The sequence below is a fragment of the Cupriavidus sp. UME77 genome (assembly GCF_014170355.1).
Taxonomy (GTDB): Bacteria; Pseudomonadota; Gammaproteobacteria; order Burkholderiales; family Burkholderiaceae; genus Cupriavidus; species Cupriavidus basilensis.
Map to the genome: position 1 here is coordinate 1 of NZ_LZZU01000086.1, position 26319 is coordinate 26319.

General features: G+C 66.0%; 27 protein-coding genes and 1 tRNA gene. 16 read left to right on the top strand and 12 right to left on the bottom strand.

Going from position 1 to position 26319, the window contains the following annotated elements; translation table 11 throughout:
* The 7 genes from tolA to A9975_RS31740 all read left to right on the top strand — a co-directional run.
* Positions 1–979: cell envelope integrity protein TolA (gene tolA, locus A9975_RS31710; RefSeq protein ID WP_183036206.1), on the top strand; the 979-nt coding region annotated here is incomplete at its 5' end.
* Between the two features lie 229 nt (positions 980–1208).
* On the top strand, positions 1209–2537 hold the full coding sequence (gene tolB / locus A9975_RS31715; RefSeq protein WP_183036207.1) for a Tol-Pal system beta propeller repeat protein TolB: 1329 nt from the start codon (positions 1209–1211) through the stop codon (positions 2535–2537).
* Positions 2538–2554: 17 nt separating this feature from the next.
* On the top strand, positions 2555–3070 hold the full coding sequence (gene pal / locus A9975_RS31720) for a peptidoglycan-associated lipoprotein Pal (RefSeq protein ID WP_183036208.1): 516 nt from the start codon (positions 2555–2557) through the stop codon (positions 3068–3070).
* 18 nt (positions 3071–3088) lie between these two features.
* On the top strand, positions 3089–3847 hold the full coding sequence (gene ybgF / locus A9975_RS31725) for a tol-pal system protein YbgF (protein WP_183036209.1): 759 nt from the start codon (positions 3089–3091) through the stop codon (positions 3845–3847).
* A gap of 150 nt (positions 3848–3997) precedes the next feature.
* Positions 3998–4681 (top strand): 7-cyano-7-deazaguanine synthase QueC, encoded by a 684-nt coding sequence (queC, locus tag A9975_RS31730; protein WP_043348516.1) that lies wholly within the window; start codon positions 3998–4000, stop codon positions 4679–4681.
* A 65-nt stretch (positions 4682–4746) separates the two neighbouring features.
* Entirely contained in the window at positions 4747–5862 is a 1116-nt protein-coding gene (locus tag A9975_RS31735) for a YeeE/YedE family protein (protein ID WP_183036210.1), read from the top strand.
* 71 nt (positions 5863–5933) lie between these two features.
* Positions 5934–6009 (top strand) — tRNA-Lys (locus tag A9975_RS31740).
* Positions 6010–6097: 88 nt separating this feature from the next.
* Here A9975_RS31740 and A9975_RS31745 read toward each other — a convergent pair.
* The 5 genes from A9975_RS31745 to A9975_RS31765 form a co-directional block, all read right to left on the bottom strand.
* Complete coding sequence (locus tag A9975_RS31745) at positions 6098–7993, bottom strand: S9 family peptidase (RefSeq protein ID WP_183036211.1); 1896 nt, start codon at positions 7991–7993, stop codon at positions 6098–6100.
* 45 nt (positions 7994–8038) lie between these two features.
* Positions 8039–9205 (bottom strand): AI-2E family transporter, encoded by a 1167-nt coding sequence (locus tag A9975_RS31750; protein WP_255504140.1) that lies wholly within the window; start codon positions 9203–9205, stop codon positions 8039–8041.
* Positions 9206–9368: 163 nt separating this feature from the next.
* A complete protein-coding gene (locus A9975_RS31755; protein WP_183036212.1) occupies positions 9369–9875 on the bottom strand; it encodes a DUF3318 domain-containing protein in 507 nt (168 codons plus the stop codon).
* A complete protein-coding gene (locus A9975_RS31760; protein ID WP_150984121.1) occupies positions 9872–10252 on the bottom strand; it encodes a phage holin family protein in 381 nt (126 codons plus the stop codon). Before A9975_RS31760 ends, A9975_RS31755 begins: the two co-directional genes overlap by 4 nt.
* 170 nt (positions 10253–10422) lie before the next feature.
* Complete coding sequence (locus A9975_RS31765) at positions 10423–10698, bottom strand: YqjD family protein (RefSeq protein WP_006162945.1); 276 nt, start codon at positions 10696–10698, stop codon at positions 10423–10425.
* A gap of 281 nt (positions 10699–10979) precedes the next feature.
* Here A9975_RS31765 and A9975_RS31770 point away from each other — a divergent pair, with 281 nt between their 5' ends.
* Positions 10980–11618, top strand: a complete 639-nt coding sequence (locus tag A9975_RS31770) for a peroxiredoxin (protein WP_183036213.1) — start codon at positions 10980–10982, stop codon at positions 11616–11618.
* A 165-nt stretch (positions 11619–11783) separates the two neighbouring features.
* Here the strand turns inward: A9975_RS31770 and A9975_RS31775 are convergent, their stop codons facing one another.
* A complete protein-coding gene (locus A9975_RS31775; RefSeq protein WP_183036214.1) occupies positions 11784–12977 on the bottom strand; it encodes an acyl-CoA dehydrogenase in 1194 nt (397 codons plus the stop codon).
* Between the two features lie 215 nt (positions 12978–13192).
* Between A9975_RS31775 and A9975_RS31780 the strand changes: the two genes are divergently transcribed.
* On the top strand, positions 13193–14008 hold the full coding sequence (locus A9975_RS31780; protein ID WP_043348497.1) for an IclR family transcriptional regulator: 816 nt from the start codon (positions 13193–13195) through the stop codon (positions 14006–14008).
* 63 nt (positions 14009–14071) lie between these two features.
* On the opposite strand, the gene kynA is transcribed toward A9975_RS31780, so the two are convergent.
* From kynA to kynB, 3 genes are read right to left on the bottom strand one after another with little or no spacing between them, the layout of a single operon-like run.
* On the bottom strand, positions 14072–14947 hold the full coding sequence (gene kynA, locus A9975_RS31785) for a tryptophan 2,3-dioxygenase (protein WP_150984125.1): 876 nt from the start codon (positions 14945–14947) through the stop codon (positions 14072–14074).
* 13 nt (positions 14948–14960) lie between these two features.
* The gene (gene kynU, locus A9975_RS31790; protein WP_183036215.1) at positions 14961–16217 is read right to left on the bottom strand and encodes a kynureninase; all 1257 of its coding nucleotides are present in this window, start codon (positions 16215–16217) and stop codon (positions 14961–14963) included.
* A gap of 52 nt (positions 16218–16269) precedes the next feature.
* Positions 16270–16935 carry an arylformamidase gene (gene kynB, locus A9975_RS31795; protein WP_183036216.1) on the bottom strand — a complete coding sequence of 222 codons (666 nt, stop codon included), beginning with the start codon at positions 16933–16935 and terminating at the stop codon, positions 16270–16272.
* Between the two features lie 162 nt (positions 16936–17097).
* On the opposite strand from kynB, the gene A9975_RS31800 reads away from it, so the two are divergent.
* Complete coding sequence (locus tag A9975_RS31800) at positions 17098–17580, top strand: Lrp/AsnC family transcriptional regulator (RefSeq protein WP_183036217.1); 483 nt, start codon at positions 17098–17100, stop codon at positions 17578–17580.
* A gap of 13 nt (positions 17581–17593) precedes the next feature.
* On the opposite strand, the gene A9975_RS31805 is transcribed toward A9975_RS31800, so the two are convergent.
* Together A9975_RS31805 and A9975_RS31810 are read right to left on the bottom strand one after the other, a co-directional pair.
* The gene (locus A9975_RS31805; RefSeq protein ID WP_183036218.1) at positions 17594–18058 is read right to left on the bottom strand and encodes a MarR family winged helix-turn-helix transcriptional regulator; all 465 of its coding nucleotides are present in this window, start codon (positions 18056–18058) and stop codon (positions 17594–17596) included.
* Between the two features lie 18 nt (positions 18059–18076).
* The gene (locus tag A9975_RS31810) at positions 18077–18631 is read right to left on the bottom strand and encodes a flavin reductase family protein (protein ID WP_006162962.1); all 555 of its coding nucleotides are present in this window, start codon (positions 18629–18631) and stop codon (positions 18077–18079) included.
* A gap of 171 nt (positions 18632–18802) precedes the next feature.
* Between A9975_RS31810 and A9975_RS31815 the strand changes: the two genes are divergently transcribed.
* From A9975_RS31815 to A9975_RS31830, 4 genes are read left to right on the top strand one after another with little or no spacing between them, the layout of a single operon-like run.
* Positions 18803–19909 (top strand): peptidase M29, encoded by a 1107-nt coding sequence (locus A9975_RS31815; RefSeq protein WP_183036219.1) that lies wholly within the window; start codon positions 18803–18805, stop codon positions 19907–19909.
* A complete protein-coding gene (locus A9975_RS31820; RefSeq protein ID WP_255504141.1) occupies positions 19906–20790 on the top strand; it encodes an alpha/beta fold hydrolase in 885 nt (294 codons plus the stop codon). The genes A9975_RS31815 and A9975_RS31820 overlap by 4 nt, the downstream gene beginning before the upstream one ends.
* Before the next feature lie 59 nt (positions 20791–20849).
* Complete coding sequence (locus A9975_RS31825) at positions 20850–22094, top strand: acyl-CoA dehydrogenase family protein (protein WP_183036220.1); 1245 nt, start codon at positions 20850–20852, stop codon at positions 22092–22094.
* Positions 22091–23644, top strand: coding sequence for a class I adenylate-forming enzyme family protein (locus A9975_RS31830; protein WP_183036221.1), 1554 nt, complete (start codon positions 22091–22093; stop codon positions 23642–23644). Before A9975_RS31825 ends, A9975_RS31830 begins: the two co-directional genes overlap by 4 nt.
* On the opposite strand, the gene A9975_RS31835 is transcribed toward A9975_RS31830, so the two are convergent.
* The gene (locus A9975_RS31835; protein ID WP_183036222.1) at positions 23601–24539 is read right to left on the bottom strand and encodes a LysR family transcriptional regulator; all 939 of its coding nucleotides are present in this window, start codon (positions 24537–24539) and stop codon (positions 23601–23603) included. The two genes, A9975_RS31830 and A9975_RS31835, sit on opposite strands and share 44 nt — an antisense overlap.
* A 125-nt stretch (positions 24540–24664) precedes the next feature.
* Here A9975_RS31835 and A9975_RS31840 point away from each other — a divergent pair, with 125 nt between their 5' ends.
* A complete protein-coding gene (locus A9975_RS31840) occupies positions 24665–25675 on the top strand; it encodes a cyclase family protein (RefSeq protein ID WP_183036223.1) in 1011 nt (336 codons plus the stop codon).
* A 93-nt stretch (positions 25676–25768) separates the two neighbouring features.
* Positions 25769–26311: a peptide-methionine (S)-S-oxide reductase MsrA gene (msrA, locus tag A9975_RS31845; protein ID WP_150984133.1), complete on the top strand. Its 543-nt coding sequence runs from the start codon at positions 25769–25771 to the stop codon at positions 26309–26311.
* Positions 26312–26319: the final 8 nt, after the last annotated feature.

Below are 26319 nucleotides of genomic sequence, written 5' to 3' on the forward strand. Positions count from 1 at the left end.
GCCCCCGCCGCCTCCCGAACCCCAGCCTATCGTACAAGCCCGTCCCGCGCCTCCTGCGCCAGCGGTAAGGTCTCGTGCCGAAGAGGACGCAGAGATTGCCCTGCAGCAGCAAAAGCGCCGCCAGGCCGAGGCCGCCGCCCGTGAGGAGGCGCGCCAGCAAGCCGACCTGCGCGCGCGCCAGGAAGCCGATCGGCAGGAAGCGGCCCGCAAGGAGGCTGCCCGCAAGGATGCCCAGCACAAGGACGACCTGCGCCGCGAAGAGCAACGCCGTGAAGAGCAACGCCGCGAAGAACAGAAGAAGGACGAGCTGAAGAAGGAAGCCCAGCGCAAGGAAGACGCTCGCAGGCAGGCCGCGCTGCAGGAGCAGCGCAAGGAGCAGGTTGAGCGCGAGCGCAAGGAAGCCGACGCCAAGGCCCGCGCCGAGGCCAAGAGCCGTGCCGAGGCGGATGCCAAGGCGCGCGCGGAGGCTGACGCCAAGGCAAAGGCAGCCGCCGACGCCAAGGCCAAGGCTAACGCCGAAGCCAAGGCCGCCGCCAACGCGAAAGCCAAGGCTGATGCGGATGCCAAGGCCAAGCGCGACGCCGCCGCCAATGCCCAGCGCCACAGTGAACTGGCGCGGCTGCAGGCCATGGCCGGGGGCGGGGCGGCAGTCGGCGGCGCCGGCGGTGTCGGCAGCAGCGCCGGCAGCGGTGCTGGTTCTGGCGGCAAGGCCTCGCCTGGCTACCCGGATCGCGTGCGTCGCCGCGTCAAGCCGAATATCGTGTTTACCGAAGACGTGCCTGGCAATCCGGCCGCGGTGGTGTCGGTTCAACTGGCGCCGGACGGCTCCTTGATGTCCGCGCGGCTGTCCAAGTCCAGCGGCAATTCGGGCTGGGACAACGCCGTGCTGCGTGCCGTGGAGCGCTCGGATCCGCTGCCCCGCGACGAAAACGGCAAGGCGCCAGCCAGCTTCACGATCACCTTCAAGCCTAAGGATTAAGAGGTACGGCGATGGCGATGGCACGGGAACATTCGAATTGCAACATATTGCAACCTACGTCGATGCACCGCAGTCCCAACGCTAGGATGACAGGTTGCCTGACGCAGCCGGCAAATGTGCCCGGGGCACGCGATACGGGCATGCGACAAGCCTTCAGCATGCTTGCCCGTTCCACGGCTCCCGTTTGCCGGCCGCGCTCGATGAATATTGATCTCGATTGAGGAGCAGCATGCGAAAGCTTTGGGCCCCCCTTTGGCTGGCCGCGCAGCGGCGCGGCACCCGCGCGCAGGCCCTGTTTGCCGGGCTGGCGGTGGTGCTGGCGTGTTCGGCCGGCAGCGCACAGGCGCAATTGAACGTTGAAATCACCGGCGTTGGCGCCAGCCAGTTCCCCATCGCCACGGCCAACTTCCAGGGCGAAGCTCAGGCCCCGCAAAATCTCACCGCCATCATCCGCAGTGACCTGCAGCGCAGCGGCCGCTTCCGCAATGTCGACCCGGGTGGCGCCACGGTGGCAGAGTCCGCCAATGCCGACCTTGGCAGCTGGAAGGCGCGCGGCGCCGATGCCTTCGTGGCCGGCAGCGTCACACCTACCGGCAACGGCCAGTATGACGTGCGCTTTCGCCTCTACGACACCGTCAAGGGCACCAGCCTGGGTGGCTTGGCCTTCACTGTCAGCGCAAACCAGCTGCGCGTGACCGGCCACAAGATTGCCGACTACATCTACGAAAAGCTGCTGGGCGAGCGCGGCGTGTTTGCCACGCGGCTGTCCTATGTCTCGCGGGTGGGCGGGCGTTTCCAGCTACTGATCTCGGACTCCGACGGCCAGAACTCTCAGGTGGCGCTGACCAGCAACGAGCCGATCATCTCGCCGTCGTGGTCGCCGGATGGCAGCAAGGTCGCTTACGTGTCCTTTGAGGCCAAGAAGCCGGTGGTCTACGTGCACGACCTGGCGACCGGCAAGCGCACGCTGGTGTCGAACCAAAAGGGCAACAACAGCGCGCCTTCGTGGTCGCCTGACGGCCAGCGCCTGGCGGTGGCGCTGTCGCGCGACGGCAATACCCAGATTTACCAGGTTGGCGCCGATGGCTCCGGGCTCAAGCGCCTTTCCCGCAGCAGCGCCATCGATACCGAGCCGCAATACGCGCCGGATGGCCGCAGCATCTACTTCACCAGCGATCGCGGCGGTGCGCCGCAGATCTACCGCATGCCGGCCGGCGGCGAAGAGGGTGGCGCGGCCCAGCGCGTGACCTTCAAGGGTAGCTACAACGTGAGCCCGCGCATTTCCCCCGATGGCAAGCAGCTGGCCTATATCACCCGCAGCGGCGGCTTCAAGCTGCAGCTGATGGATCTCGGCAACGGCGACGTGACCTCGCTGACCGACACCGCCAACGACGAGGCTCCGAGCTTCGCCGCCAACGGTAAGTACATTCTTTATGCCACCCGGGCGGGAGGTCGCTCGGTGCTGGCGGCAGTGTCCACTGACGGGCGTACCCGGCAGGTTTTGTCGCTCCAGTCCGGCGAGGTTCGCGAGCCGTCCTGGGGACCATTCATGCAATAAACGAGGAGTTCCTAGCTATGACCAATATGTTGACCAAAACCCTTGCCGTCGCCGCTCTGCTGGCCCTCGGCGCTTGCAGCTCCGGCGTCAAGCTGGACGACACCGCCAACGCCGGTGCCGGCAACAAGGGTACGCCTTCGACCGACGCCCGCGCCGTGGCGCCGGTGGACGTGTCGCGTGATCCGCTGAACGATCCGAACAGCCCGCTGGCCAAGCGCAGCGTGTACTTCGACTTCGACAGCTACAGCGTCAAGTCCGACTACCAGGGCATGCTGTCGGAGCACGCCAAGTACCTGGCCGCCAACAAGGGTCGCCGCATCCTGATTCAGGGCAACACCGACGAGCGCGGCACCAGCGAATACAACCTGGCACTGGGCCAGAAGCGCGCCGAAGCCGTGCGCCGCTCGCTGTCCTCGCTGGGCGTGCCGGAAACCCAGATGGAAGCCGTCAGCCTGGGCAAGGAAAAGCCCAAGGCAACCGGTCACGACGAAGCCGCCTGGGCAGAAAACCGCCGCGCGGACATCACGTACTAATCTGCGGACAGCCATCTCATGAAAGCACGCGTCTCCAAGTTGGTATTGCTTACTGCGATGTCCTGCGCCAGCCTGCTGCCGTTGGCGCAGGCGCGGGCCGGCGTGTTCGACGATGACGAGGCGCGCAAAGCCATCGTCAACATGCGGGACCAGTTCAACGGTTTCCAGGCGACGGCTTCGCAGCGCATCGACCAGAACAGCCGCGCCCAGCTCGACATGCAGAACCAGCTCGAAGGTCTGCGCCAGGAAGTAGCGCGGCTGCGCGGCCAGAACGAGATGCTGCAGAACGAGGTGACGACGCTGCAAAAGCAGCAGAAGGACTACTACGCGGACCTGGATGCACGCCTGAAGAAATTCGAGCCGCAACAGGTCACCGTGGATGGCCGCGAAGGGCTGTCGCAACCTGGCGAGAAGACCGAATACGATGCCGCGCTCAAGCAGTTCCAGACCGGGGACTTCAAGGGTGCCGGCAACGTGTTCGCGGGCTTCATCAAGAAGTACCCGCAGAGCCCGTACGTGCCGCTGGCGCAATTCTGGCTCGGCAACTCGCTGTACGCGCAGCGCGACTACCGCGGCTCGACCTCGGTGCTGCAGAACATGGTGCAGGCCTATCCGGATCACCCCAAGGTGCCGGATGCGCTGATCGCCATCGCCAACAACCAGATCGAATCGGGCCAGAAGCCCGCGGCCCGCAAGACCTTGGAGCAGGTGGTAGCCAAATACCCTGGCACCGAGGGCGCGCAGGCGGCGAGCAATCGCCTCAAGACGCTGAAGTGAGTGCCTGAGAGGGCGGGGGCTGCCAAGCGGCCCAGGTAGCAGTCAATACACTAAAGGCCCGCATCCGCGGGCCTTTAGTCTTGGGCGCGCTAAAATACCCGATTCGCCTCGAATTTTGCGTGGCGCCTCCAGGCGCCGCGCCGTGCCATCATGAAAAAACGCGCTATCGTCCTGCTTTCCGGCGGCCTGGACTCCGCCACCGTCCTTGCCATGGCCAATGCGCAGGGCTTCGAGACCTATGCGTTGTCGATGCGCTACGGTCAGCGCCACTCCTCGGAACTGGAGGCCGCAAAGCGCGTGGCCGCCGCCCTGGGCGCGGTGCGCCACGAGATCATCGACCTGGACCTGCGCCGCTTCGGCGGCTCCGCGCTGACCGACGATAGCCTTGAGGTGCCTACGGACGGCGCCGTCGGCGGCATTCCGGTCACCTACGTGCCGGCCCGTAATACCATCATGCTGTCGCTGGCCCTGGGCTGGGCCGAGGCCGTTGGCGGCCGTGACCTGTTCTTCGGTGCCAACGCGGTCGACTACTCTGGCTATCCGGATTGCCGGCCCGAGTACGTGTCCGCCTACGAGGCGCTTGCCAACCTGGCCACCAAGGCCGGCGTCGAAGGCGAGCGCATCCGTGTGCACGCGCCCATCATCGACATGACCAAGGGCGAGATCATCCGCGCCGGCGTCAAGCTCGGGGTGGATTACGGCATGACGGTATCGTGCTACAAGGCCGACGACGACGGCCGGGCCTGTGGCGTGTGCGACTCTTGCCGCATCCGCCGCGCGGGCTTCGAGGCCGCTGGCGTGCCGGATCCCACCCGCTACCAGGGCGCAGCCTGACGGTTGCCATTGCCACCAGCGCGCCTGCGCGCACCCACCCGTTCCGCTTTCCCCGCCGGACACCCATGCCCGAAATCGATATTGCCGCGCTCAGCCGTACCATACTGGCGAGCACCTTCATCCTGACCTTCCTGTTTGGGGCGGTGCTCCAGCGCACGCACTTCTGCACCATGGGTGCGGTCTCCGACGTCGTCAATATGGGCGACTGGACCCGCATGCGCATGTGGGGGCTGGCCATCGGCGTGGCCATGATCGGCACCGCCGCGCTGGCTGCGGGCGGCTACATTGATCCCACCAAGACCATCTATGCCGCCAGCAAGCTCAACTGGCTCTCCGCCCTGGTGGGCGGGCTGATGTTCGGTTTCGGCATGGTGCTGGCCTCGGGCTGCGGCAGCAAGACGCTGGTGCGTATCGGCGCCGGGAACCTTAAGTCGCTGGTGGTGTTCGTCTTCCTGGGGCTGTCGGCGTATATGACGCTGCGCGGCCTGTTTGGCGTGATTCGCGTAAACACCGTCGATGCCGTGGCGCTCACGTTGCCCACCACGCAAGACCTGCCCTCCGTGCTGGCGCACGCCAGCGGCTTGGCGCGCGCCACGCTGCAAGTCGGCATCGCGCTGGTGGTGGGCGGGGCGCTGGTGATCTGGGCGATGGCGGGACGCGGCTTCCGCACCTTCGATAACCTGCTTGGTGGCCTCGCGGTGGGCCTGATCATCGTGGCCATGTGGTACGTGTCCGGGCACCTCGGCTATGTCGCTGAGGATCCCAATACGCTCGAGGAACTGTTCGTTGCCAGCAACAGCGGCCGCATGGAGAGCCTGAGCTTTGTCGCTCCCTATGCCTACACGCTCGACTGGCTGATGATGTTCAGCGACAAGAGCAAGGCGCTGACCATCGGCATCGTCAGCGTGTTCGGCGTGGTGGCCGGCGCCGCTGCGTACGCACTGGTGACCCGCACCTTTCGCTGGGAGGGCTTTGGCAACGCCGAGGACGTCGGCAATCATCTGGTGGGCGGCGTCCTGATGGGCGTGGGTGGCGTGACCGCGCTGGGCTGCACCATCGGCCAGGGGCTGTCAGGCGTATCCACGCTGGCGATTGGCTCGTTTATTGCGCTGGCCGGCATCCTGCTTGGCTCGGTGCTCGGCTTCCGCTACCAGATATGGCGCCTTGAGCGCATGATCTAGCACGAGTAGTTCGTGTTCAAAGGTTGACTTTAGGGCCAAGATATTCCTATAATCGCGGCTTCAGTTTTTCCGGGTCGTTAGCTCAGTCGGTAGAGCAGCGGACTTTTAATCCGTTGGTCGCGTGTTCGAGTCACGCACGACCCACCAGCATTGCGAAAAGGCGTAGCGGGCAACCGCTACGCCTTTTTTGTTTCATGTGCCCGCGCCTGATGTTCGGGCGCGGAGCAGCCGCAAGTCAGCCTTCCCTGGCCAGATGCCTGGCGAGAAACGCTTCCATGGCTTCGTAGAAGTCGAAGGTGTTTTCCTCGTTGTGGAAGCCGTGGCCCTCGTTTTCCTTTAACAGGTATTCCACATCCACGCCGCGCGAGCGCAGCGCCTGGACGATCTGGTCGCTCTCCGCCTGCTTGACGCGCGGATCGTTGGCGCCTTGCGCCACCAGCAGCGGCGTGCGGATCTTGTCCGCGAAGAACACCGGCGAGGCATCGTGCAGGGCTTGGCGCTCGGCTTCCACGTTGGGGTTGCCGACCATCTCGTACAGCATGTCTAGCATCGGTTTCCAGTACGCGGGAATGGTCTCCAGCAGCGTGAACAGGTTCGATACGCCGACATAGTCGATGGCCGCGGCGTAGCGCTCCGGCGTGAAGGCTACGCCCGCCAGCGTTGCATAGCCGCCATAGCTGGCGCCGTAGATCGCAATGCGCTTAGGGTCCACGATGCCTTGCGCGACCAGCCAGTCGACGCCGTCGTCGATATCGTGCTGCATGGTTTTGCCCCACTGCTTGAAGCTCGCCTCCCAGAATGCGCGACCGTAGCCGGTAGAGCCGCGGAAGTTGATCTGCAGCACGGCATAGCCGCGATTGGCCAGCAACTGCACCTCGGGGTTGAAGCCCCATACGTCGCGCGTCCACGGGCCGCCGTGCGGGTTGACCACCAGCGGCAGGCCCTGCGGCGCAGGCTCTCCCGCGCTGGCCACCGGCAGCGTCAGGTAGCCGTGGATCTGCAGGCCGTCACGCGAGGTGAAGCGGATTGGCTGCATGCCGGCCATGTCGGCTTCATCCAGCCAGGGCTGCACCTTGCCTAGCGCGACCAGCTTTTGCGTGCCGCTGTCGTACAGGAAACGCGTGCCGGTGGTCTTGTCGCTCGACGCGGAGACGATCATGCGGGTCTCAATGCGCGTGATGCTGGTAACGTGGTGCTCGTAGCCCGGCAGTTGCCGTTCCAGGTCGGCATGGATCTGCTCGGCATGGGCGTCGAAGAAATGGCGGTGCGTCTTCCAGTCGGTGTACCAGGCGGCGGTCAGCACGCGACGATGCCGCGAGTAGGACAGGCCGCCGACATCGACCTCATCGTGCTCGAAGACCAGGCGGCCTTCCCTGGCGGTCTGCGGATCGAACTCGAATATCGCCGTCTTGTCGCGGCCGCGATTCGACTGCACATACAGCTGCTTGTCGTCGAAGGTGAAGAACAGCGGCGAGACCGTCTCGCGGAAGTCGGTGGTCAGGATCGGGCGGAAAGGCTCGTCCTCGGTATCGCGGTAGAGCAGCGTGGTGTTCACGCCGTCGCTGGCGGTGGCTACCCGCAGGCGGCCTGCGTGGTCGGTGCCCCAGCTCATCACGTTGCCCGGGTTTTCCGCGATCTGCACGGACTCGCCCGTGACGACATCGACGCGCAGCACGTCGAATACCTCCGGGTCGCGCCTGTTGTGCGACAGCAGGATATGGCGGTCATCGTCCTCGAGATCGTCGATGATCTCCGCGCGCACGCCGGGGTACGGGGTCAGGTCGACTGGTTCGCCGCCGTCGATCGGCACCGACAGCACGTGGAAGTTCTCGTCGCCGCCAAAGTCCTTCGCATACAGGATGTGCGCGTTGCCTTTCCAGGTGTGGAAGGGCAGGTCGCGCTCGCTCTCGTGGGTCAGCGGCCGGGCTTCGCCCAACACGTTGCCTTCGGTGTCGATGGCCTGCACGAAGACGTTCTGGCGGCCCTGGTGCCGGGCGAGGAAGGACAGGTGGCGGCCATCCGGCGAGATCGAGAACTGGGAACGGTCCGGTTTGCGGAACAGTTCACGCACGCCGTAGTGCTTTACCTTTGCCGGCGCCTGCGCACCGGATGATGGTTTGTCTTGACGCAATGCTCACTCCTTGATGTGTTTGGGGCCGGCAAACGGCGGCGCGGCTCAGTCCGTGCGCGCCGCCTCGGGGCCCGGTGCCTTGGCGCTGGCTTGCCCGGTTGCGCCTGTGGACGGTGCGGGCGGCGTCGGGTCCTTGTCGTGCGTGGCGTCCCGGCGCTCGATTTCTTCCCGCGTGGACGTGGACAGGTCCCAGCTGGCGATAAACAGCGCGGCGATCAGCGGGCCGATGACAAAGCCGCTCAACCCGAACAGCGCCATGCCGCCCAGCGTGGAGATCAACACCACCCAGTCGGGCATGCGAGTGTCCTTGCCGACCAGGATAGGGCGCAGCACGTTGTCCACCGCGCCGATCACCACCGCGCAGAAGCCGATCAGGATGGAGCCCTTGCCCACGTCGCCGGTCAGCAGGAAGTAGATCCCCACCGGTCCCCAGATCAGTGCGGCGCCTACCGCGGGCAGCAGCGACAGGAAGCCCATCAGCACACCCCACAGCAGCGAGCCCTGGATGCCGAGGAACCAGAAGGCCAGGCCGCCCAGCGCGCCTTGCACCGCGGCCACGGCGATGTTGCCCTTGACGGTGGCGCGGGCCACGGTGGTGAACTTGCGCAGCAGGTGCTGCTTGTGCGGCTCGCTCAGCGGAATCGCCCGCATGATGATCTTGGAAAGCTGCGGGCCATCGCGCAGCAGGAAGAACAGCAGGTACAGCATCACGCCAAAGCTGACCACGAACTGGAATGTGTTCTGCCCGATGCTGAGCGCCTGCGCGGCGATGATCTGGCTGGCCTGGGCGGCCCCCGCGGTGAGCTTTTGCTGCAGGTCGCTGATATCGGTCAGGCCGAAGCGGTCCAGCACCCTTGTCACCGACGGCGGCAGGGCGTGCAAGGCTTGCTGGAAGTAGGCGCCGAAATTGAGCTGGCCGGACTTGATCTGCTGGTAGACGGTGCTGCCTTCCTGGATCAGGGCGCCGGTGACAAAGATCAGCGGCAGCACGACGATCAGCAGGCATAGCGTCAGCGTGGTCAGCGATGCCAGGTTGCGTCGGCCGCCCATGCGCCGGGTCAGCCAGTTGTTGGGCGGCGTGAAGATGATGGCCAGGATGGCGCCCCAGAACACAGCGCCGAAGAAAGGTCGCAGGACGAAGCAGAAGGCTATCGACACGACTGCCAGCAGCAGGTAGAACGCCTTTTGCTGCATTTCCGCTCGTTGGGTCATTGGGCTGTCACCTTGCGTCGAATAAGCGTTGGAGCGCGCGCCGCGATGGTGGTGTACGGCGGCTCGCCGCGGCGAGTGGCGCTGATTGCCTTCATTGCCGTATGGCAGGCCCTCGGTAGGCAAGGCCGGCGCAGGTGGCGGCCTTGCATGGCGTATCGCGGTGCTAACGCACCAGCGGGTCGCGGAACCCTGTGTCGACGGTGTCGGACGGGGTCTTGCGGGCATCCTGGGCGGAGCTTTTCTGAAAAGTCTCGTAGGCCCAGTAGCCGGCTGCGGCCAGCGCGCCGAACTTGGACAGCTTCCAGCCCCAGCGCAGCACCGGGGTCTTGCGCAGCAGCGGCAACGCCAGGGACACGGCTGAGCTGAGCAGTGGGTAGTCCTTGGCGAGTCCAAGCAGCTTGAGCCAGGAGGCGGGCCGGGTCATGCGCGGCAGCCAGGTGCTGAAGCGGCCGAGGCGGGTCGCGCTGCCACGGACGTGATGGAGCGCCTGGGCGCAGTCGTAGCGCTCAAGCGCGGCGCGCGTGATCAGCAGCTCCTTGCGAATGGCAAGGGGCAGGCGCACCTCCCGCGCGAAACGTACGGGGCGCTGGTGCGAGCGAGGCGCTTTGGCGGTGGATGCGGTGCCGGCCGCGTTGTCGGCCGGCTCGCCTGGGGTGTGTGGTGTGCTCATCGGCGCAGGATCTCCCGGTCTTTGTCGATCTCGGCCAGCGTCGCTTCGAACAGGGGCGGGGCATTGCGCACCAGATGGCGGGCAACCGCGAGGCAGATTGCGCAGGCGGCCAGGTATAGCGCAACCAGCACGCCCAGGGCCTGCCAGCGGTAGGTGTCCCAGAACACGATGGCGATCAATACGGTCAGCGTCACCATGGCCAGGCCAAAGAACACCAGGCCGAAACAGGCCAGCAAGGCCATCTTCATCAGCCGGGAGCGTTCTTCCGCGAGTTCGACGCTGGCAAGTTCAAGGCGAGTCTGCACCATTGCCACCAGTGATCCTGCCAGGCTGCGCAGGGCATCCATAAACTTGGGGGAAGAGGTGGGGTCGCTCATTCAATTCCGGCGAAGGCGTGCAGCGGCGAAGCGCTGCACCTGCTGCAGACGGGGAGCCCCGCCAGCGGTGCGGGACCGCTGGCGGGGCGTTGCCCGGCACTGCGCCGCGACATGTGGCGACCCAGGTGCAAGGCGTTCGGGTTCATGCGCGAGGCCTGCGGCCTGGCGAATTACTTGCGGTTCAGCAATAGGCCGATCAGCAGGCCGACGCCGGCGGCAACGCCGACTGCGCGCCACGGATGGTCATGGACGTAATCGTCGGTGGCACGTGCAGCCGCCTTGCTCTTGGTGACCACGGCGTCCTGGAGGTCTTGGGCCTTTTCTTTGGCTTGTTTCAGCAGGCCCATGCCGCGCTCACGCAGTTCGGCAGCTTTCTCGCCTGTGGTCGAGGCCGCTTGCTTAAGCAGTTCTTCGGCATCGGACAAAACGGTCTTGACATCGCTCATCAGTTTCTCCTGTTGCGGGCGGTGGTTTCGGATTGTGACATTTTGCCTTCCCCGCACGTTGTCGGGCAGCTTCTCGCCCTCTTTACTAGCATATGCGGGGAACCGCCGTGGTTTCAACACCACGAGTCCGACACAGCGTGCAGGACTGTGACGCAGGACAAAGGTCTTAACAAAGGTCTTACTACAAAAAGGTGATTTTGTAGTGACTTTATATTCGTTTGGGTTGGATCGCAATCGGACTAGAGTGGTTCCACCCTATTTTGCCTCTTGAGGAGACCCGCATGGCTCTACGTCTGGGTGACATCGCACCGGATTTCGAACAGGATTCCAGTGAAGGCCCGATTCGCTTTCATGAATGGCTGGGCGGCAGTTGGGGCGTGCTTTTCTCGCACCCGGCCGATTTCACACCGGTCTGCACGACCGAACTCGGCCTGACGGCGAAGCTGAAGGGTGATTTTGCCAAGCGCCATGTCAAAGTCATCGCACTGTCGGTCGACCCTGTCGAGTCCCATCGGGAGTGGATCAAGGATATCAACGAGACCCAGGGTACCACGGTCAATTTCCCGATCATCGCCGATGGCGACCGCAAGGTTTCCGAGCTGTACGACATGATTCACCCCAATGCGAACGCGACCTTGACGGTGCGCTCGCTGTTTGTGATCGACCCGGAAAAGAAGGTGCGGCTGACCATCACCTACCCGGCCAGCACCGGGCGCAACTTTAATGAGATCCTGCGGGTGATCGATTCGCTGCAGCTCACCGACAGCCATAGTGTTGCCACGCCGGGCAACTGGCAGGACGGCGAGGATGTAGTGATTGTGCCCTCGCTGAAGGACGAGGACGTGATAAAGCAGAAATTTCCGAAGGGATACAAGGCCGTGCGGCCTTACCTGCGGCTGACGCCGCAACCCAACAAGTAAGCAAGCGGCCGGCCGGGGCGCGTAGCGCCGGGCCGGCGGACGGCGTTGTACAACGATGGGCTCGCCCGTCGTCTCTCCTTGGTAGTGTGCTTGGCCCGGCGTCGCAGCCGGGCCTTTTTATTTCTTGGGAGAGAGCAGAGAGCGGGCGGGCCCGGGCGGCGTGCTTTAGAAGAACGCCTGGATGCCGGTCTGGGCGCGGCCCAGGATCAGCGCGTGGATGTCATGGGTGCCTTCGTAAGTGTTGACCACTTCGAGGTTGACCACGTGACGGATCACGCCGAATTCGTCCGAGATGCCGTTGCCGCCGAGCATGTCGCGCGCCACGCGGGCGATGTCCAGCGACTTGCCGCAGGAATTGCGCTTCATGATCGAGGTGATTTCCACCGCGGCGGTGCCTTCGTCCTTCATGCGGCCCAGGCGCAGGCAGCCTTGCAGGCCCAGCGTGATCTCGGTCTGCATGTCGGCCAGCTTCTTTTGCACCAGCTGGTTGGCGGCCAGCGGGCGGCCGAACTGCTTGCGGTCCAGCGTGTACTGGCGCGCGGTGTGCCAGCAGAACTCGGCGGCGCCCAGGGCGCCCCAGGCGATGCCGTAGCGGGCGGAGTTCAGGCAGGTGAAGGGCCCCTTCAGGCCGGACACGCCCGGCATCAGGTTTTCTTCCGGCACGAACACCTGGTCCATGACGATTTCGCCGGTGATCGAGGTGCGCAGGCCAACCTTGCCGTGGATGGCCGGTGCCGACAGGCCCTTCCAGCCCTTTTCGAGGATAAAGCCGCGGATCGCTTCCTTGCCGTCGTCGCCGAGCAGCTTGCCCCACACCACGAAGACGTCGGCGATGGGCGAGTTGGTGATCCACATCTTGGCGCCGGACAGCTCGTAGCCGCCTGCCACCTTCTTGGCGCGCGTGATCATGGAGCCCGGGTCGGAGCCGTGGTTCGGCTCGGTCAGGCCGAAGCAGCCAATCCACTCGCCGGTCGCCAGCTTAGGCAGGTATTTCTGCTTTTGCGCTTCGCTGCCGAATTCGTGGATGGGCACCATCACCAGCGACGACTGCACGCTCATCATCGAGCGATAGCCCGAATCCACCCGCTCCACTTCGCGCGCGATCAGGCCGTAGGCCACGTAGTTCAGGCCGGGGCCGCCGTATTCCTCGGGAATGGTGGGGCCGAGCAGGCCCAGCTCGCCCATCTCGCGGAAGATCTCGATGTCGGTCTTCTCATTGCGGAACGATTGCAGTACGCGCGGGGCGAGCTTGTCCTGGCAATAGGCCAGGGCGGCGTCGCGCACCATGCGCTCGTCGGCGCTCAGCTGGTCGTCCAGCAACAGCGGGTCAGCCCAGTGGAATTCGGCGTTGGCAGCCATGTAGGTCTCCTTCGGTAGTGCAGGTCTAGTGCAGATCGGGATGGGCGGCCTCGGGAGCCAACCCTGAATTCAGGAAGTATCGGCGCATTCCGCGGTCCGCCGTGGTGCCTTTGCGGTTCCGCATTGCGGAACTTTGTTCCGATGATGTAGTATATCGCAATGCGCGATCCATGCAATAGGCCGCGCTGCCTCCATTCAAACCGCGGAGATCACTTTTGGCCACTGAATCGCAAGCCACGCCTGCGGCGGATGCCGCCAGCGCCACACCGCGCGAGAGCGATCCCAATTTTGTTGCCGCGCTGGCGCGCGGCCTTGAGCTGCTGCGTTGCTTTCGCACTGGCGAGTCGATGCTGGGCAACCAGGATTTCGTGCGCCGCACGGGCTTTCCCAAAGCCACCGTGAGCCGGCTGGCCGGCACGCTGGTGCAACTGGGCTACCTGCGCTACGACGATAGCCTGGGCAAGTACGCACTCGATGCCGGCGTGCTGGCACTAGGCTATTCCTACCTGTCCGCGTCCAATGTGGTGACGCTGGCACGTCCGCACATGCTGGCGTTCGCCCAGGCTTATGGGGTGTCGGTCTCGCTGGGCAAGCGCGAGCGCATGGAGGTGATCTATCTTGAATCGATCCGCAACGATGCCGGCGTGATGCTGGGGCTGGGCGTGGGGTCGCGGCTTTCGCTGGTATCGAGCTCCATGGGCCGCGCTTACCTGGCGGCCTTGCCGGCAGCCAAGCGCGAACGGGTGCTGGCAGAGTTTGCCCTGGCCTATCCCGAACAGTGGAAAACCCAGGAGGCGGCCATGCGTGCCACGGTGGAGCAAGCGTCTACCCTGGGCTATGCGGCGTCGTTCCGTGACTGGCACCCGGCCATCCATGCATGCGCGGTGGCATTCCGTCCGGTGGGGGAGAAGGAGCTGCACATGCTGAGTTGCAGTGCGTCCTATGGCTCGGTCGAGGAAGCGGTGTTCCACGACAAGCTGGCGCCGGCCTTGCGCGCGCTGGCGGCGCGGCTGTCCGACCCGGCGCTCTGAAGCGACGCGACACCGGCCTTGGCCGGTGTCGCGTCCGCTTTTGCGTGCTTACCTTTTGCCTGCTTACAGATCCGTGCGCAGCTTCCACAATTCCGGGAACAGCACTACGTCGAGCATCTTGCGCAGGTAGCTGACGCCTTCGGTGCCGCCGGTGCCGCGCTTGAAGCCGATCACGCGTTCCACGGTGGTGACATGGCGGAAGCGCCACTGCCGGAAAGCATCTTCCAGGTCGACGAACTTCTCGCCTAGTTCATACAGTTCCCAGTGCGCCTCGGGCTTGCGATAGACCTCCAGCCATGCCGCTTCCACCGAGGCGTTTTCGCCGGCCGGCTTGGTCCAGTCCCGCTCGATGCAGGCCGCATCGATGGCAAAGCCGCGCCGCGCCATCAGGCGGATCGCTTCGTCATACAGCGACGGCGTGCGCAGGGCTTCTTCCACCAGCGCCAGGTGTTGCGGCTGGTGCGCATGCGGGCGCAGCATGGCCGCGTTCTTGTTGCCGAGGATGAACTCGATCTCGCGGTACTGGAACGATTGGAAACCAGACGACATCCCGAGGTAGGGGCGCATCGCCGAGTACTCCGGCGGCGTCATCGTCGCCAGCACGCTCCACGCCTGCACCAGTTGCTCCATGATGCGCGAGACTCGCGTGAGCATCTTGAAGGCAGGCGGCAACTGGTCCTGGCGCACGCATTCGCGCGCGGCGCGCAATTCGTGCAGCGCCAGCTTCATCCACAGCTCGCTGGTCTGGTGCTGCACGATGAACAGCATCTCGTTGTGCTCGGGCGAGAGCGGATGCTGGGCGTTGAGAATCTGGTCCAGCGCCAGGTAATCGCCGTAGCTCATGTCCTTGGCGAAATCCATCTGGGCGTCGTGCCAGCTGGCATCGCTGGTCTCGGTGGCGCCTGCGCCCGACATCGGGCATCCCTTGTGGTTGCTCATGGCGTGCTCCTGCTCAGGTCACCAGGCCGCGCGTCTGGTGACGCTCGGCCTTGTAGGTGCCGCTATCGAGCACGTCGCGCAGGATTTCCACCGCATCCCAGACTTCGGTGAAGCTGGTGTACAGCGGCGTGAAGCCAAAGCGCGCGATGCGCGGCTCGCGGTAGTCGCCGATCACGCCGCGCTCGATCAGGGCTTGCACCAGGGCAAAGCCGTCCGGATGGGCAAAGCTCACATGGCTGCCGCGGCGCGCATGGGCGCGCGGGGTCACCAGTTCGAGCGGGTGCGCGGCGCAGCGTGTTTCCACCAGCGCGATAAAGAGGTCGGTCAGCATCAGCGACTTGGCGCGTAGCGCTGCCATGTCGGTCTGGGCGTAGATTTCGAGCCCGCATTCGATCATGGCCAGCGAGGCAATGGGCTGGGTGCCGCACAGGAAGCGCGCTACGCCTTCGCGCGGGCGGTAGCCGGGTTCCATCGCGAACGGCGCGGCGTGGCCCCACCAGCCGGACAGCGGTTGCCAGAAGGCATCGCGCAGCGAGGGCGCGACCCACAGGAAGGCGGGCGAGCCGGGGCCGCCGTTGAGGTACTTGTAAGTGCAGCCGACCGCGTAGTCCGCACCCGATGCCTTGAGCGCCACGGGCACGGCGCCGGCCGAGTGGGCCAGGTCCCACACCGTGAGCGCGCCGCGGGCATGCGCCATCTCGGTCACGCTGGCCATGTCGAGCATTTCGCCGGTCTTGTAGTTGACATGGGTCAGCATCAGCACGGCGGTGTCGGCGTCCACCGCCGCATCGATCTCCTCGGGCGCATTCACCAGGCGCAGCGAATAGCCTTGCTGCAGCAGGTCGGCCAGCCCCTGTGCGATGTAGAGGTCGGTGGGGAAGTTGCTGGCTTCCGATACGATCACCTTGCGTTTCGGGTCGCGGGTTTGCTGCACGCGCAGCGCGGCCGCCAGCACCTTGAACAGGTTGGAGGAGGTGGTGTCGGTCACCACGACTTCGTCCTCGCCGGCACCGACCAGCGGTGCCAGCATATTGCCCAGGCGCTGGGGCAGTTCAAACCAGCCGGCCGTGTTCCAGCTGCGGATCAGGCCAGTGCCCCATTCCTCGCTCACCACTTCGGCGGCGCGTGCCGCGGCGCTGCGCGGGCGCGCGCCCAGCGAGTTGCCATCGAGGTAGATCACGCCTTGCGGGAGCGCGAACTGGTCGCGCAGGTGGCGCAGCGGATCTTCTTGGTCGAGGGCGAGGCATTGCTCGCGAGTCAGTGCGGTCATGTGTGAGAGGTTTCCGGGGGAAGGTTGGGTTCGGGTCGTTCAGTGCGATCGTTCAGGCCAGGCTGCGCAGCACGGCACGCACCGGGCTTGCATCGAGTCCGGCAAAGCGCAGGGGCAGGGCAATCAGTTCGTAGTCGGCCTCGGCCACGGCGTCGAGCACCAGGCCTTCGAGGATGGCCAGGCGATGCCGGCGCACCATGTTGTGCGCGGCCATGGTCTTGGATTCCTGCGGGTCCAGCGAGGGCGTGTCGATGCCGACCAGCATGACGCCGTGCTCTGCGAGCAACGCGATGGTTTCCGGTGCGACCGCGCAGAAGTCCGGGTCCCACGTTGCCAGTGGCGCCTGCTGGTATGTGCGCAGCAGCACACGCGGCGGTACGCCTGCCAGCGCATGTTCGATGTGATGGGGCTCGACCAGCGGGGCCGCACCGATGCAATGGATCACCCGGCACGGGCCGAGGTAGGGCGCCAGGTCCACCGCGCCGATGGGCGCGCCGTCGGCGGCGTAGTGCAGCGGCGCATCGGCATGGGCGCCGGTGTGGGGCGACAAGGTGATGCGCCCGACATTGACGGGGCAGTGGGCGTCGATCTGCCAGTTGCGCTCGAGCTGGAACGGCGTGTCGCCCGGCCACACCGGCGTGTCGGGCGAGAGCGCGGGGCTGATGTCCCAGAGCTGGCGCGGCCTATCGTTGGTATCGGGGGTGGGGCGGTTCGTCATCGGGGGCTGACGCCTGGGAGCGGCGTTCCAAGGCTCTTCATCGAGCGGATGACGGCATGATAGTCAATATTACGGACAAGAGGCTTGCGAAATGACCAGTGGATTGCGGTGGTTTTCGCATAGAATTTCATCTATTAAGAGAATCATGGAAGAATCTGCGAAATGAACCTGGATCCCATCGATTTGCGCATCCTGACCTGCCTCCAGGAGAACGGGCGCATCAGCAACCAGGACCTGGCCGACCGCGTGGCGCTGTCGCCTTCGGCCTGCCTGCGGCGGGTGCGTTTGCTGGAGGAGGACGGCGTGATCGGCGGCTACCGGGCGTGGTTCGACGCCGAGCGGCTCGGCCTGGAACTGGAGGCGATCGTGCAGGTGTCGATGCGCCCCGAAACCGAGGGCTGGCACGATACCTTCAACGCGGCGGTGCAATCCTGGCCCGAAGTGGTGTCGGCCTACATCATCACCGGCGACAGCAATTACATCCTGACCGTGCAGGCGCGCAACCTCAAGCACTACTCGGATTTCATCGTGAACCGGCTCTACCGCACGCCGGGCGTGATGGATATCCGCTCGAACATCGTGCTGCAAAGGATCAAGACGGATGGCTCGCCGCTGGCGGTCGTCAAGGGCGAGCCGCGGTCCTGAACGCTGCCGGCACTCAGCGCGGCGCGTGCAGCGCGATCAGGCGGCGCAAGGTGTCCTTGAGCTGGTTGCCCTGCGCGACGCCAAAGTCATCCAGCACTTGTTGCTCATGGGCGGCGGCCTGGTCGAGCAGGGCGCGGGCGCGGCTGCGGCCGCGCGCGGTGATCGATACCAGCGCATGGCGGCGGTCCAGGGCGCCGTTGCGCCGCGTGACGAGACCGTCGGCGGCCATGCGGTCGATCAGCTTGGTCAGGGTGGGTTGCTTGGTGAGCGTGATATCGGCCAGTGCGCCGATGGTGCAGTCTGGCCGGTCGGCCAGCGTGGCCAGCACGCGCCATTCGGGCACGGAGAGCCCGGCTGCCTCGACCCGCCGGTGGAACTCGCCCGACACAAGGTGGCTGGCCCGCGCCAGCAGATAGGGCAGGTAGCCGTCTACAAAAGCGTCTGGGGCCGCCGGGGCCGGCTTGGGCGAATCCTTCATGGCTGCTGCGCCCGGACTTCAGTCCGTCAGCGGATCGGTGGTGGCAAAGCGGCCGTCGTGGAACACCAGCGGGTTGCCCGCGTTGTCGTGCACGCCGCAGCGCTCCACCTCGCCCACGAAGATGACGTGGTCGCCTTCGTCGTAGCGGCTGCGGTTGTGGCATTCGAACCATGCCAGCGCGTTGGCAAGGATCGGCAGGCCGTTCTCGGACAGGCGGTAGTCGACGCCCGCGAAGCGGTCGCCCTTGAGCGTGGCGAAACGCTGGCACAGGTCCAGTTGCGAGGCCGACAGCACATTGATGATGTAGTGCGAGCCGTCGCGGAACATCGGCAGGCTGTTGGCGCGCGTGGCCATGCTCCATAGCACCAGCGGCGGATCGAGCGAGACCGAGTTGAACGAGCTCGCGGTAATGCCCACGAACGGCGCGCCCGGCGGCGAGCCGGGGCCCGCGCGGGTGGTGATCACCGTCACGCCGGTGGCGAACTGGGACAGCGTGCGCCGGAAGTGCAGCGTATCGAAATCGGGAGAAGCGGCCTTGCCGATGATGCTTGGCGTGGCCTCAGGCATGCCCATAGCGCGGGCTCCACTGGGATCCATGAAATTTCATATATTATTTGCGCCAGCGACAAGAATCACAAGCACAAAGCTAATGCGTCCGGCGGGAGGCATCGGTGGGCTGGCGCACCAAGGCCATTCCCCCGGGACCCTGCCAGGATCGCAGCAGATCGCACCAGGAGGAGACCTATGCTCATCGAGCAAATCGAGCACCGCTGGCTGGCGGCTTTTCGGCGCACCCTTGAACTGTGCGCCCTGTCCGCCCAGGAAGTGGTTGGGATTGTAACGGAGTCCCAATCCCGACGCGTCAATGTGGAGTTGGCGGAACTGGCGGTGCAAGCGCTGGGCGCCACGCCCGTACGCATCCGGGTGCCGTCCCCGGCGCTTGCCGCGCCCGCGCCCGTGCGTTCCACCGGCGCCAGCGATGCCTTGCAGCAACTCGCCCCGGTGGTGGCCGCCTTGCAGCGCTGCCACCTGGTGATCGATTGCACCGTGGAGGGCCTGCTGCATGCGCCCGAACTCCCGCTGATCCTCAAAGGCGCCGATGGCATCGTGCCGCGCCTGCTGATGGTCAGCAACGAACATCCCGAGATCCTGGAGCGCTGCCTGCCCGATCCAACGCTGGAGAGCGGCGTGCGAGCGGCCATGAAACGGTTGCGCGGCGCAGGCGAGATGCGCGTGCATTCGGCTGCCGGCACCGAGCTGTGCGTCGGGCTTGCAAGCGCGCGCGTAGGCGGCGTCTGGGGCTACTGCAACAAGCCGGGCCAGGTCGCGCATTGGCCTGGCGGCCTGTGCCTGGCCTTCCCCGCCGGCGGGCAGGTCAACGGCACGCTGGTGCTCGCACCGGGCGACGTCAACCTGACCTTCAAGACCTACCTGCGCGACACCATCGTCTGCCATATCGAGGATGACTACATGGTCGGCATCGAAGGGCAGGGCATGGACGCCGACATGATGCGCGGCTACTACGCGGCGTGGGCCGACCGCGAAGGCACGCGCGACGCCTACGCGGTTTCGCACGTGGGCTGGGGTTTGAACCCGCAGGCCCGCTGGGATGCGATGACGTTCTACGACAAGCGCGACTGCAACGGCACGGAGCTGCGCGCCTTTGCCGGCAACTTTCTCTACTCCACCGGTGCCAACGAGGTCGCCGGCCGCCACACGCTGGGCCACTTCGACCTGCCGCTGCGCAACTGCACGATCACGCTCGATGGCGTGGGCGAGGTGGACGAAGGCCGGCTCGCCGGTCCGGCTACGCCCGAAGCGGCCCATGCAAACAACAAGGCAAGCGCATGAACGAGAACGTGAATCCTGGCACGACCCAGCCCCAGACCCAGACCCAGACCCAGACCCAGACCCAGACCCAGACCCAGACCCAGACCCATGCCAATGGCATCTCCACCCTCGCGCAGGGCACCGGCCCCGTGGCTGTCGTGATGCTGCATGGCATCGGCGGCGGCAAGGCCGCGTGGCCGGCGCAGATCGCTGCGCTGGTGCAAGCAGGCTATCGCGCGGTGGCCTGGGACATGCCTGGCTACGGCGACAGCGCCATGATCGATCCTTGTGATTTCGCCGGGCTGGCGCAAGCCTTGCAGCCGGTGCTGCAGGCCGAGCGCGATGCGGGCCGGCGTGTGGTGCTGCTAGGCCACAGCATGGGCGGCATGGTTGCGCAGGAAGCTTATGCAGCCATGCCAGGACTGATCGACGCAATGGTGCTGTCCGGCACGTCGCCCGCATTCGGCAAGGCCGATGGCCAGTGGCAACGCGACTTCGTGGCCGCGCGCACGGCGCCGCTCGATGCCGGCAAGACCATGGCGGAGATGGCCAGCGGGCTGGTGCGCGCCATGGTCGCACCGCAGGCCGAGCCTCGCGCGGTGGCGTTCGCCGCCAGCGTGATGGCGGCCGTGCCGCCCGACACCTATCGCGCCGCCCTGCAGGCGCTGGTGCGCTTTGACCGGCGCGAAGTGCTGGCGCGCATCACCGTGCCGGTGCTGGTGCTGGCCGGCGAGCACGACGCCAACGCCGCGCCTGCCGTGATGGAGCGCATGGCGCAGAAGATCGCTGGCGCCGATTACCTGTGCCTGCCCGCGGTGGGCCACCTGGCTTGCATGGAGCGCCCGGCGGATTTCAATGCCGCCGTGCTCGGCTTCCTGGGGCGGCATTTCCCGCTGCACTGAATTCACAAGAACATCGAGGCATCGGCCACGCGCGTGGCCGATGCCCGGGAGACACGATCATGCCACTGGACTTCATCCCCGCCGTCGGCAGTGCCGATTTCACCGAGGCGCAGGAGCGCCTGCTGACGCTCGCCAACCGGCTCGGCCGCGAGCGCTTTGCCCCGCGCGCGGCGCAGTGGGACCGCGAGGCCAGCTTCCCCTTTGCCAACTACGACGATTTGCGCGAGGCCGGCCTGCTGGCCTTGTGCGTGCCGCGCGAGTTTGGCGGAGAGGGCGCGGACTTCGCCACGTATTGCATGGTGGGCGCAGAGATCGGCCGCTTCTGTGGCGCCACCGCGCTGACCTACAACATGCACATCTGCTCCACCATGTGGACCGGCATGCTGGCCGACGGCATCGCCATGACGCCCGAGCAGCGTGCCGAGCATGAGTCCCGGCGCGAGCTGCACTTTGCGCGCGTGGTGAGGGGCGGCGCGATCTACGCTCAGCCCTTCTCGGAGGGCTCGGCCGCCGCAGCCGGGCGCGCGCCCTTCGGCACCAGCGCACGCAAGGTCGAAGGCGGCTGGGTGCTCAATGGCCGCAAGATCTTCGCATCGCTGTCGGGCGCCGCGGACTACTACGGCATCCTCTGCACGGAGGAGTGCGCGGACCATTCGCCCGATATGCGCGACACGCTCTATATCGCGGTGCCGGGCGAGGCCGAAGGCCTCACCGTGACCGGCGAGTGGGATCCGATGGGCATGCGCGGCACGGTGTCGCGCACGCTGCTGCTCAAGGATGTGTTCGTCGCCGACCAGGAGCAGCTGATGCCGCGCGGCGTTTATTACAAAGCGGCGCAGACCTGGCCAGCCATGTTCTTCACGCTCTCGCCGACCTATCTCGGCGTGGCGCAGGCCGCATACGACTTTACCGTGCAGTACCTGCGCGGCGAAGTGCCGGGCCAGCCGCCGGTGAAGCGCCGCATGTATCCCACCAAGCAGATCGCCGTGGCGCAGATGCGCATCCAGTTGGAGAACATGCGCTCGATCTTCTGGCGCGTGATTCATGAAGCCTGCGCCAGCCCGGGGAAGGATGCGCGCATGCGGCTGTACGCTGCGCACTACAGTGTGATGGAAGGCGCCAACGACATCGCCCGGCTGGCGATCCGCACCTGCGGCGGCCAGTCCATGCTCAAGGACCTGCCGCTGGAGCGGCTCTATCGCGATTCGCGCTGCGGCGCGCTGATGCTGCCCTGGACCGCCGAGCTGATCCTGGACCGCATGGGGCGCGAGACGCTGTACGAGTCGGGCGAGCGTGACGAATGAGCGAGCGCGCCAACCGGCTGTTCGCTGGCACGCCGGAGCCGGGCGCGCTGCTGCGCACGCTGCATGCGCACGTCAGCGCCGCACCCCTGCGCCCGGCGCTGCATAGCCTGGGCCATACCATCGACTACGGCAAGCTGTGGCGCCGCGTGGAACGCGTCTGCGCGCACCTGGCTGGCACCTGGGGCGTGCAGCCGGGCGATCGCGTGGGCACGCTGTGCCTGAACCACGATCTGCAGCTCGCCATCCTGTTCGCGTGCGCAAGGCTCGGGGCCATCTTCGTGCCGCTGAACTTCCGGCTGGCCGTGCCGGAGCTGGGCGCCATCGCCGCGCATGCGGGCATTCGCGTGCTGTTCCACGATGCGCCGCACGCGCAGGCCGCGGCGGCGGTGGCTGCCGCCCTGCCGGAGCCTGCCGCGCGGGCGCCGATCGATAGCCTGATCGACCGGCCGGCGCCGCTGGACACACCCCTGCCGGGGCCATCGCAGCCGCCCGGCGAGGCACCGCTGCTGCTGGTCTACACCTCCGGCTCCACTGGCCATCCCAAGGGCGCGCTGCACACGCAGGCTGGCCTGCTGGCCAACGCGCGCGCGAGCTGGTGGGCGCACGGCATGACGCGGCACGACCATGTTTTGTCCGTGCTGCCGCTGTTCCATGTGGGCGGCCTGTGCATCCAGACGCTGCCGGCATTGCTGGCCGGGGCGCAGGTGACATTGCACCAGCGTTTCGCGCCGGATGCCTGGCTCGATGCGTGCGCGCGGGCGCAGCCCACGCTGTCGCTGATGGTGCCAGCCACGCTGCGCGCGGTGCTGGAACATCCCGCCTGGCCAGGCGCGGATCTTTCATCGCTACGCGGCGTGATGGCTGGTTCCTCGCCGATTCCCCGTGCGTATATCGATGCCTTCCATGCGCGCGGCGTCGCGCTCGGGCAGGTCTACGGCGCTACCGAGACCGGTCCCGTATCGGTCGTGCTGCGCCTGGACCAGGCCAAGGCCAGGGCCGGCTATGCCGGCTGGCCCCAGCCGGAGGTGCAGGTGCGGCTAGCCGATGCGCAAGGCATTGCGGTCGCCGACGGCGAAGTGGGCGAGCTCTGGCTCGCGGGCGCCAACCTGATGCAGGGTTACTGGCGGCAGCCTGACCATCCGGATTTCCGCGATGGCTGGTTTCGCTCGGGTGACCTTGCGCATCGCAATGCCGATGGTTGCATCGAGGTAGTTGGCCGCAGCAAGGACATGATCATCTCGGGCGGGGAGAACATCTATCCGGCCGAGATCGAGAACGCGCTGCTGGGCCTGCCCGGCGTGCTGGATTGCGCGGTGGTGGGGCTGCCGCACGCGCGCTGGGGCGAGGTGCCGGTTGCCGTCGTGGTGGCTGCCGCCGGCGCGGATCGCGCCGCGCTGGCGCCAGAGGCGCTGCGTGAAGCGCTGGCGCTGTCGATTGCGCGGTTCAAGCTGCCGCAGCGGGTGGTGCTGGTGGACAGCCTGCCCAAGAGCGCGCTTGGCAAGGTGCTCAAGCCACAGTTGCGGGCGATGGTGGCGGCGTCGTTGCGCTAGCGTCCGGCTGGCCTTGCAGAGCCTCGGCCAGGAACGCCACGAACGCGCCCACCTTCCGTTGCAGGTGCCGGTGGCTGGCATAGAGCGCATAGATGCTCCGGCCGGCCAGCGCATGCTCCGGCAGCACCCTGACCAGCTCGCCGCGCGCCAGCAAGGGCAGCGCGATGAACGAGGGCAGCGCGCCGATGCCAAGCCCGGCCAGCAGCATATCGCTGAGCAACAGGCTGTTGTTGGCCGAGAAGCGCGCGGGCACTTCGATGCTGGTGCTGCCTTGCGGACCTTCCAGGTGCCAGCTGCCGGGATAGTCGGCCAACTGGTAGGCCAGGCAGTCGTGGCTGCGCAGGTCCTCGACGGTGCGCGGCGTGCCGCGCGCTGCCAGGTAGGCGGGGGCGGCGCAGATGGTTTGCTCTACCTCGCCGAGCCGCCGCGCGATGAGGGACGAGTCCGTCAATGCCGAGCGGATGCGCAGCGAGACGTCGAAGCCCTCCGACACCACGTCCAGCAAGCGGTCGTCCAGGGTCAGCTCGACCTGTACCTGCGGATAGCGCGCCATGAACGTCACCAGCAGGGGTGAGAGCACCTTGAGCCCGAACGATAGCGGCGCGTTCACGCGCAGGCGGCCGCTGATCTCATCCGTGCCAGCGGCCGTGGCCCGCTCCAGCGCATCGAGCTCGTCGAGCAGGCGGCAGCATTCGGCAAAGTAGGCGCGGCCGGTTTCCGACAGGCGCATGCGGCGCGTGGTGCGCTGGATCAGCAGCGCGCCCAGGCGCGCCTCCAACTGGCGCACCTGCTTGCTGACTGCGGCGGTCGACTGCCCGAGATCGGCGGCAGCCTGGCTGAAGCTATCGCGTTCCACCACGCGCCGGAAGGTGCGCATCGCCGCGAGCAGATCCATATATTTTCCCGCCAGTTGAATATGTTTGTCCGAATTCGCAGATTATCTACCATCGCGCGCCTAATAGGATGGCGGCATGCCTTCCACGTTGCTGTGGAAACCGCCAATCCAGTCAGGAGTCCCCTATGTCCTTTCGTCTCACCCCTGCCGCCAGCGCTACGCGCCGCCTGGCCGCTTTTTCCCTGCCGCTGTTGTTCGCGCTACTGAGCGGCGCCGCCGGCGCGGCGCCCCAGGTGGGCGTCAGCCCCTGGGGCCCCAAGGATGAGATCGGCCGCCTCAACCTGATTACCCCGGCCTCGCGCGCGGCCATCATGGCGCGGGTTTCCGGCACGCAGGCCTACGACCTGGCGGTGGACTACTTCATCGGCATGCCGAGCTGGCAGGCCGCCGGCGATCCGCCCTACCAGATGTGGATGACCCATACCCCGCACGGCAACCTGGTGGCCGATTCCATGCAGGTGGGCGAGGCGATGAACCGGCACGTCAGCTACAGCGGCTCGGCGGTTTCCATGTATGCCCACATGGGCACGCATATCGATGCGCTCAACCACTTCGGCCTGAACGGCAAAATCTGGAATGGCTATTCCGCTGCCGAGCACCTGGGCGATCGCGGCTGGAAAGTGACGGGCGCGGAGAAGCTGCCGCCGATCGTCGCCCGTGGCGTGCTGATCGACGTGGCCGCGGCCAAGGGGGTGGACATGCTGCCCGACAACTACCGCGTGACGCGCAAGGACCTGCGCGAAGCGCTGGACAAGCAAGGCGTGGCGCTGGAGCAGGGCGATGTGGTGCTGATCCGCACCGGGCGTATGCAGCACTATGAAAATGCCCAGGCCTATATGGCCAACCCGCCGGGCCTGGGACTGGATGCGGCCAGGTTCCTGGTCGAGGAAGGGGGCGCCATGGTGGTGGGGGCCGATAACCTGAGCTTCGAGACGTTCCCGGCGGAGGTGCCCGACAACTACATCCCGGTCCATACTTATTTGCTGGCGCAGCAGGGCGCACCGATCATCGAACTGGTGAACCTGGAGGCCTTGTCGCGCGAGCGCGTCTACCAGTTCGCTTTTATCGGCGCCTCATTGAAGTTCCGCGGGGCCGACGCCGCGCCAATCCGGCCGGTTGCTTTGCCGATCCGTTAGGCGCGGCGTCCATGGCAGTCTCCGGCGGCGCGGTGAGTGGCGAACGAGTATGCTACCTATAGTCATGAATAGTCATGAGCCGGAGAGATCAAGATGGACAACGAGCATGAGATTGCCACGCTGGGCGGTGGTTGCTTCTGGTGCCTGGAAGCGGTGTACCAGCAAGTCAAGGGCGTACGGGCCGTGGAGTCGGGCTATACCGGCGGCCACGTAAACCATCCGACTTACGAACAGGTGTGCGGCGGCGACACCGGGCACGCCGAAGTGGTGCGCGTGACCTTTGATCCCACGGTGATCAAGTACCGTGAGATCCTGGAGATATTCTTCGCCATCCACGATCCCACCACCCTCAACCGGCAGGGCAACGATGTCGGCACGCAGTACCGCTCGGTGATTTTCACCAACACGGAGCCGCAGCGCGCCATGGCCGAGTATGTGATGCGGGAGGTGGCGGAGCAAAAACTCTACGATGCGCCGCTGGTGACGCAGATCGAGCCCACGCAGCCGTACTGGCGCGCGGAGGAAGGCCACCAGAATTACTTTCAGAACCACCCGAACCAGGGCTATTGCTCGTTTGTGATTTCACCCAAGCTGGCCAAATTCCGGCAGAAGTTCGCGCATCACCTGAATCGCTGATGCGCCGG

Coding starts and splice junctions, on each gene's coding strand:
- tolB (WP_183036207.1), top strand. CDS start 1,209: ATGCGAAAGCTTTGGGCCCCCCTTTGGCTGGCCGCGCAGCGGCGCGGC.
- pal (WP_183036208.1), top strand. CDS start 2,555: ATGACCAATATGTTGACCAAAACCCTTGCCGTCGCCGCTCTGCTGGCC.
- ybgF (WP_183036209.1), top strand. CDS start 3,089: ATGAAAGCACGCGTCTCCAAGTTGGTATTGCTTACTGCGATGTCCTGC.
- queC (WP_043348516.1), top strand. CDS start 3,998: ATGAAAAAACGCGCTATCGTCCTGCTTTCCGGCGGCCTGGACTCCGCC.
- A9975_RS31735 (WP_183036210.1), top strand. CDS start 4,747: ATGCCCGAAATCGATATTGCCGCGCTCAGCCGTACCATACTGGCGAGC.
- A9975_RS31750 (WP_255504140.1), bottom strand. CDS start 9,205: ATGACCCAACGAGCGGAAATGCAGCAAAAGGCGTTCTACCTGCTGCTG.
- A9975_RS31755 (WP_183036212.1), bottom strand. CDS start 9,875: ATGAGCACACCACACACCCCAGGCGAGCCGGCCGACAACGCGGCCGGC.
- A9975_RS31760 (WP_150984121.1), bottom strand. CDS start 10,252: ATGAGCGACCCCACCTCTTCCCCCAAGTTTATGGATGCCCTGCGCAGC.
- A9975_RS31765 (WP_006162945.1), bottom strand. CDS start 10,698: ATGAGCGATGTCAAGACCGTTTTGTCCGATGCCGAAGAACTGCTTAAG.
- A9975_RS31770 (WP_183036213.1), top strand. CDS start 10,980: ATGGCTCTACGTCTGGGTGACATCGCACCGGATTTCGAACAGGATTCC.
- A9975_RS31775 (WP_183036214.1), bottom strand. CDS start 12,977: ATGGCTGCCAACGCCGAATTCCACTGGGCTGACCCGCTGTTGCTGGAC.
- kynA (WP_150984125.1), bottom strand. CDS start 14,947: ATGAGCAACCACAAGGGATGCCCGATGTCGGGCGCAGGCGCCACCGAG.
- kynU (WP_183036215.1), bottom strand. CDS start 16,217: ATGACCGCACTGACTCGCGAGCAATGCCTCGCCCTCGACCAAGAAGAT.
- kynB (WP_183036216.1), bottom strand. CDS start 16,935: ATGACGAACCGCCCCACCCCCGATACCAACGATAGGCCGCGCCAGCTC.
- A9975_RS31800 (WP_183036217.1), top strand. CDS start 17,098: ATGAACCTGGATCCCATCGATTTGCGCATCCTGACCTGCCTCCAGGAG.
- A9975_RS31805 (WP_183036218.1), bottom strand. CDS start 18,058: ATGAAGGATTCGCCCAAGCCGGCCCCGGCGGCCCCAGACGCTTTTGTA.
- A9975_RS31810 (WP_006162962.1), bottom strand. CDS start 18,631: ATGGGCATGCCTGAGGCCACGCCAAGCATCATCGGCAAGGCCGCTTCT.
- A9975_RS31815 (WP_183036219.1), top strand. CDS start 18,803: ATGCTCATCGAGCAAATCGAGCACCGCTGGCTGGCGGCTTTTCGGCGC.
- A9975_RS31820 (WP_255504141.1), top strand. CDS start 19,906: ATGAACGAGAACGTGAATCCTGGCACGACCCAGCCCCAGACCCAGACC.
- A9975_RS31825 (WP_183036220.1), top strand. CDS start 20,850: ATGCCACTGGACTTCATCCCCGCCGTCGGCAGTGCCGATTTCACCGAG.
- A9975_RS31830 (WP_183036221.1), top strand. CDS start 22,091: ATGAGCGAGCGCGCCAACCGGCTGTTCGCTGGCACGCCGGAGCCGGGC.
- A9975_RS31835 (WP_183036222.1), bottom strand. CDS start 24,539: ATGGATCTGCTCGCGGCGATGCGCACCTTCCGGCGCGTGGTGGAACGC.
- A9975_RS31840 (WP_183036223.1), top strand. CDS start 24,665: ATGTCCTTTCGTCTCACCCCTGCCGCCAGCGCTACGCGCCGCCTGGCC.
- msrA (WP_150984133.1), top strand. CDS start 25,769: ATGGACAACGAGCATGAGATTGCCACGCTGGGCGGTGGTTGCTTCTGG.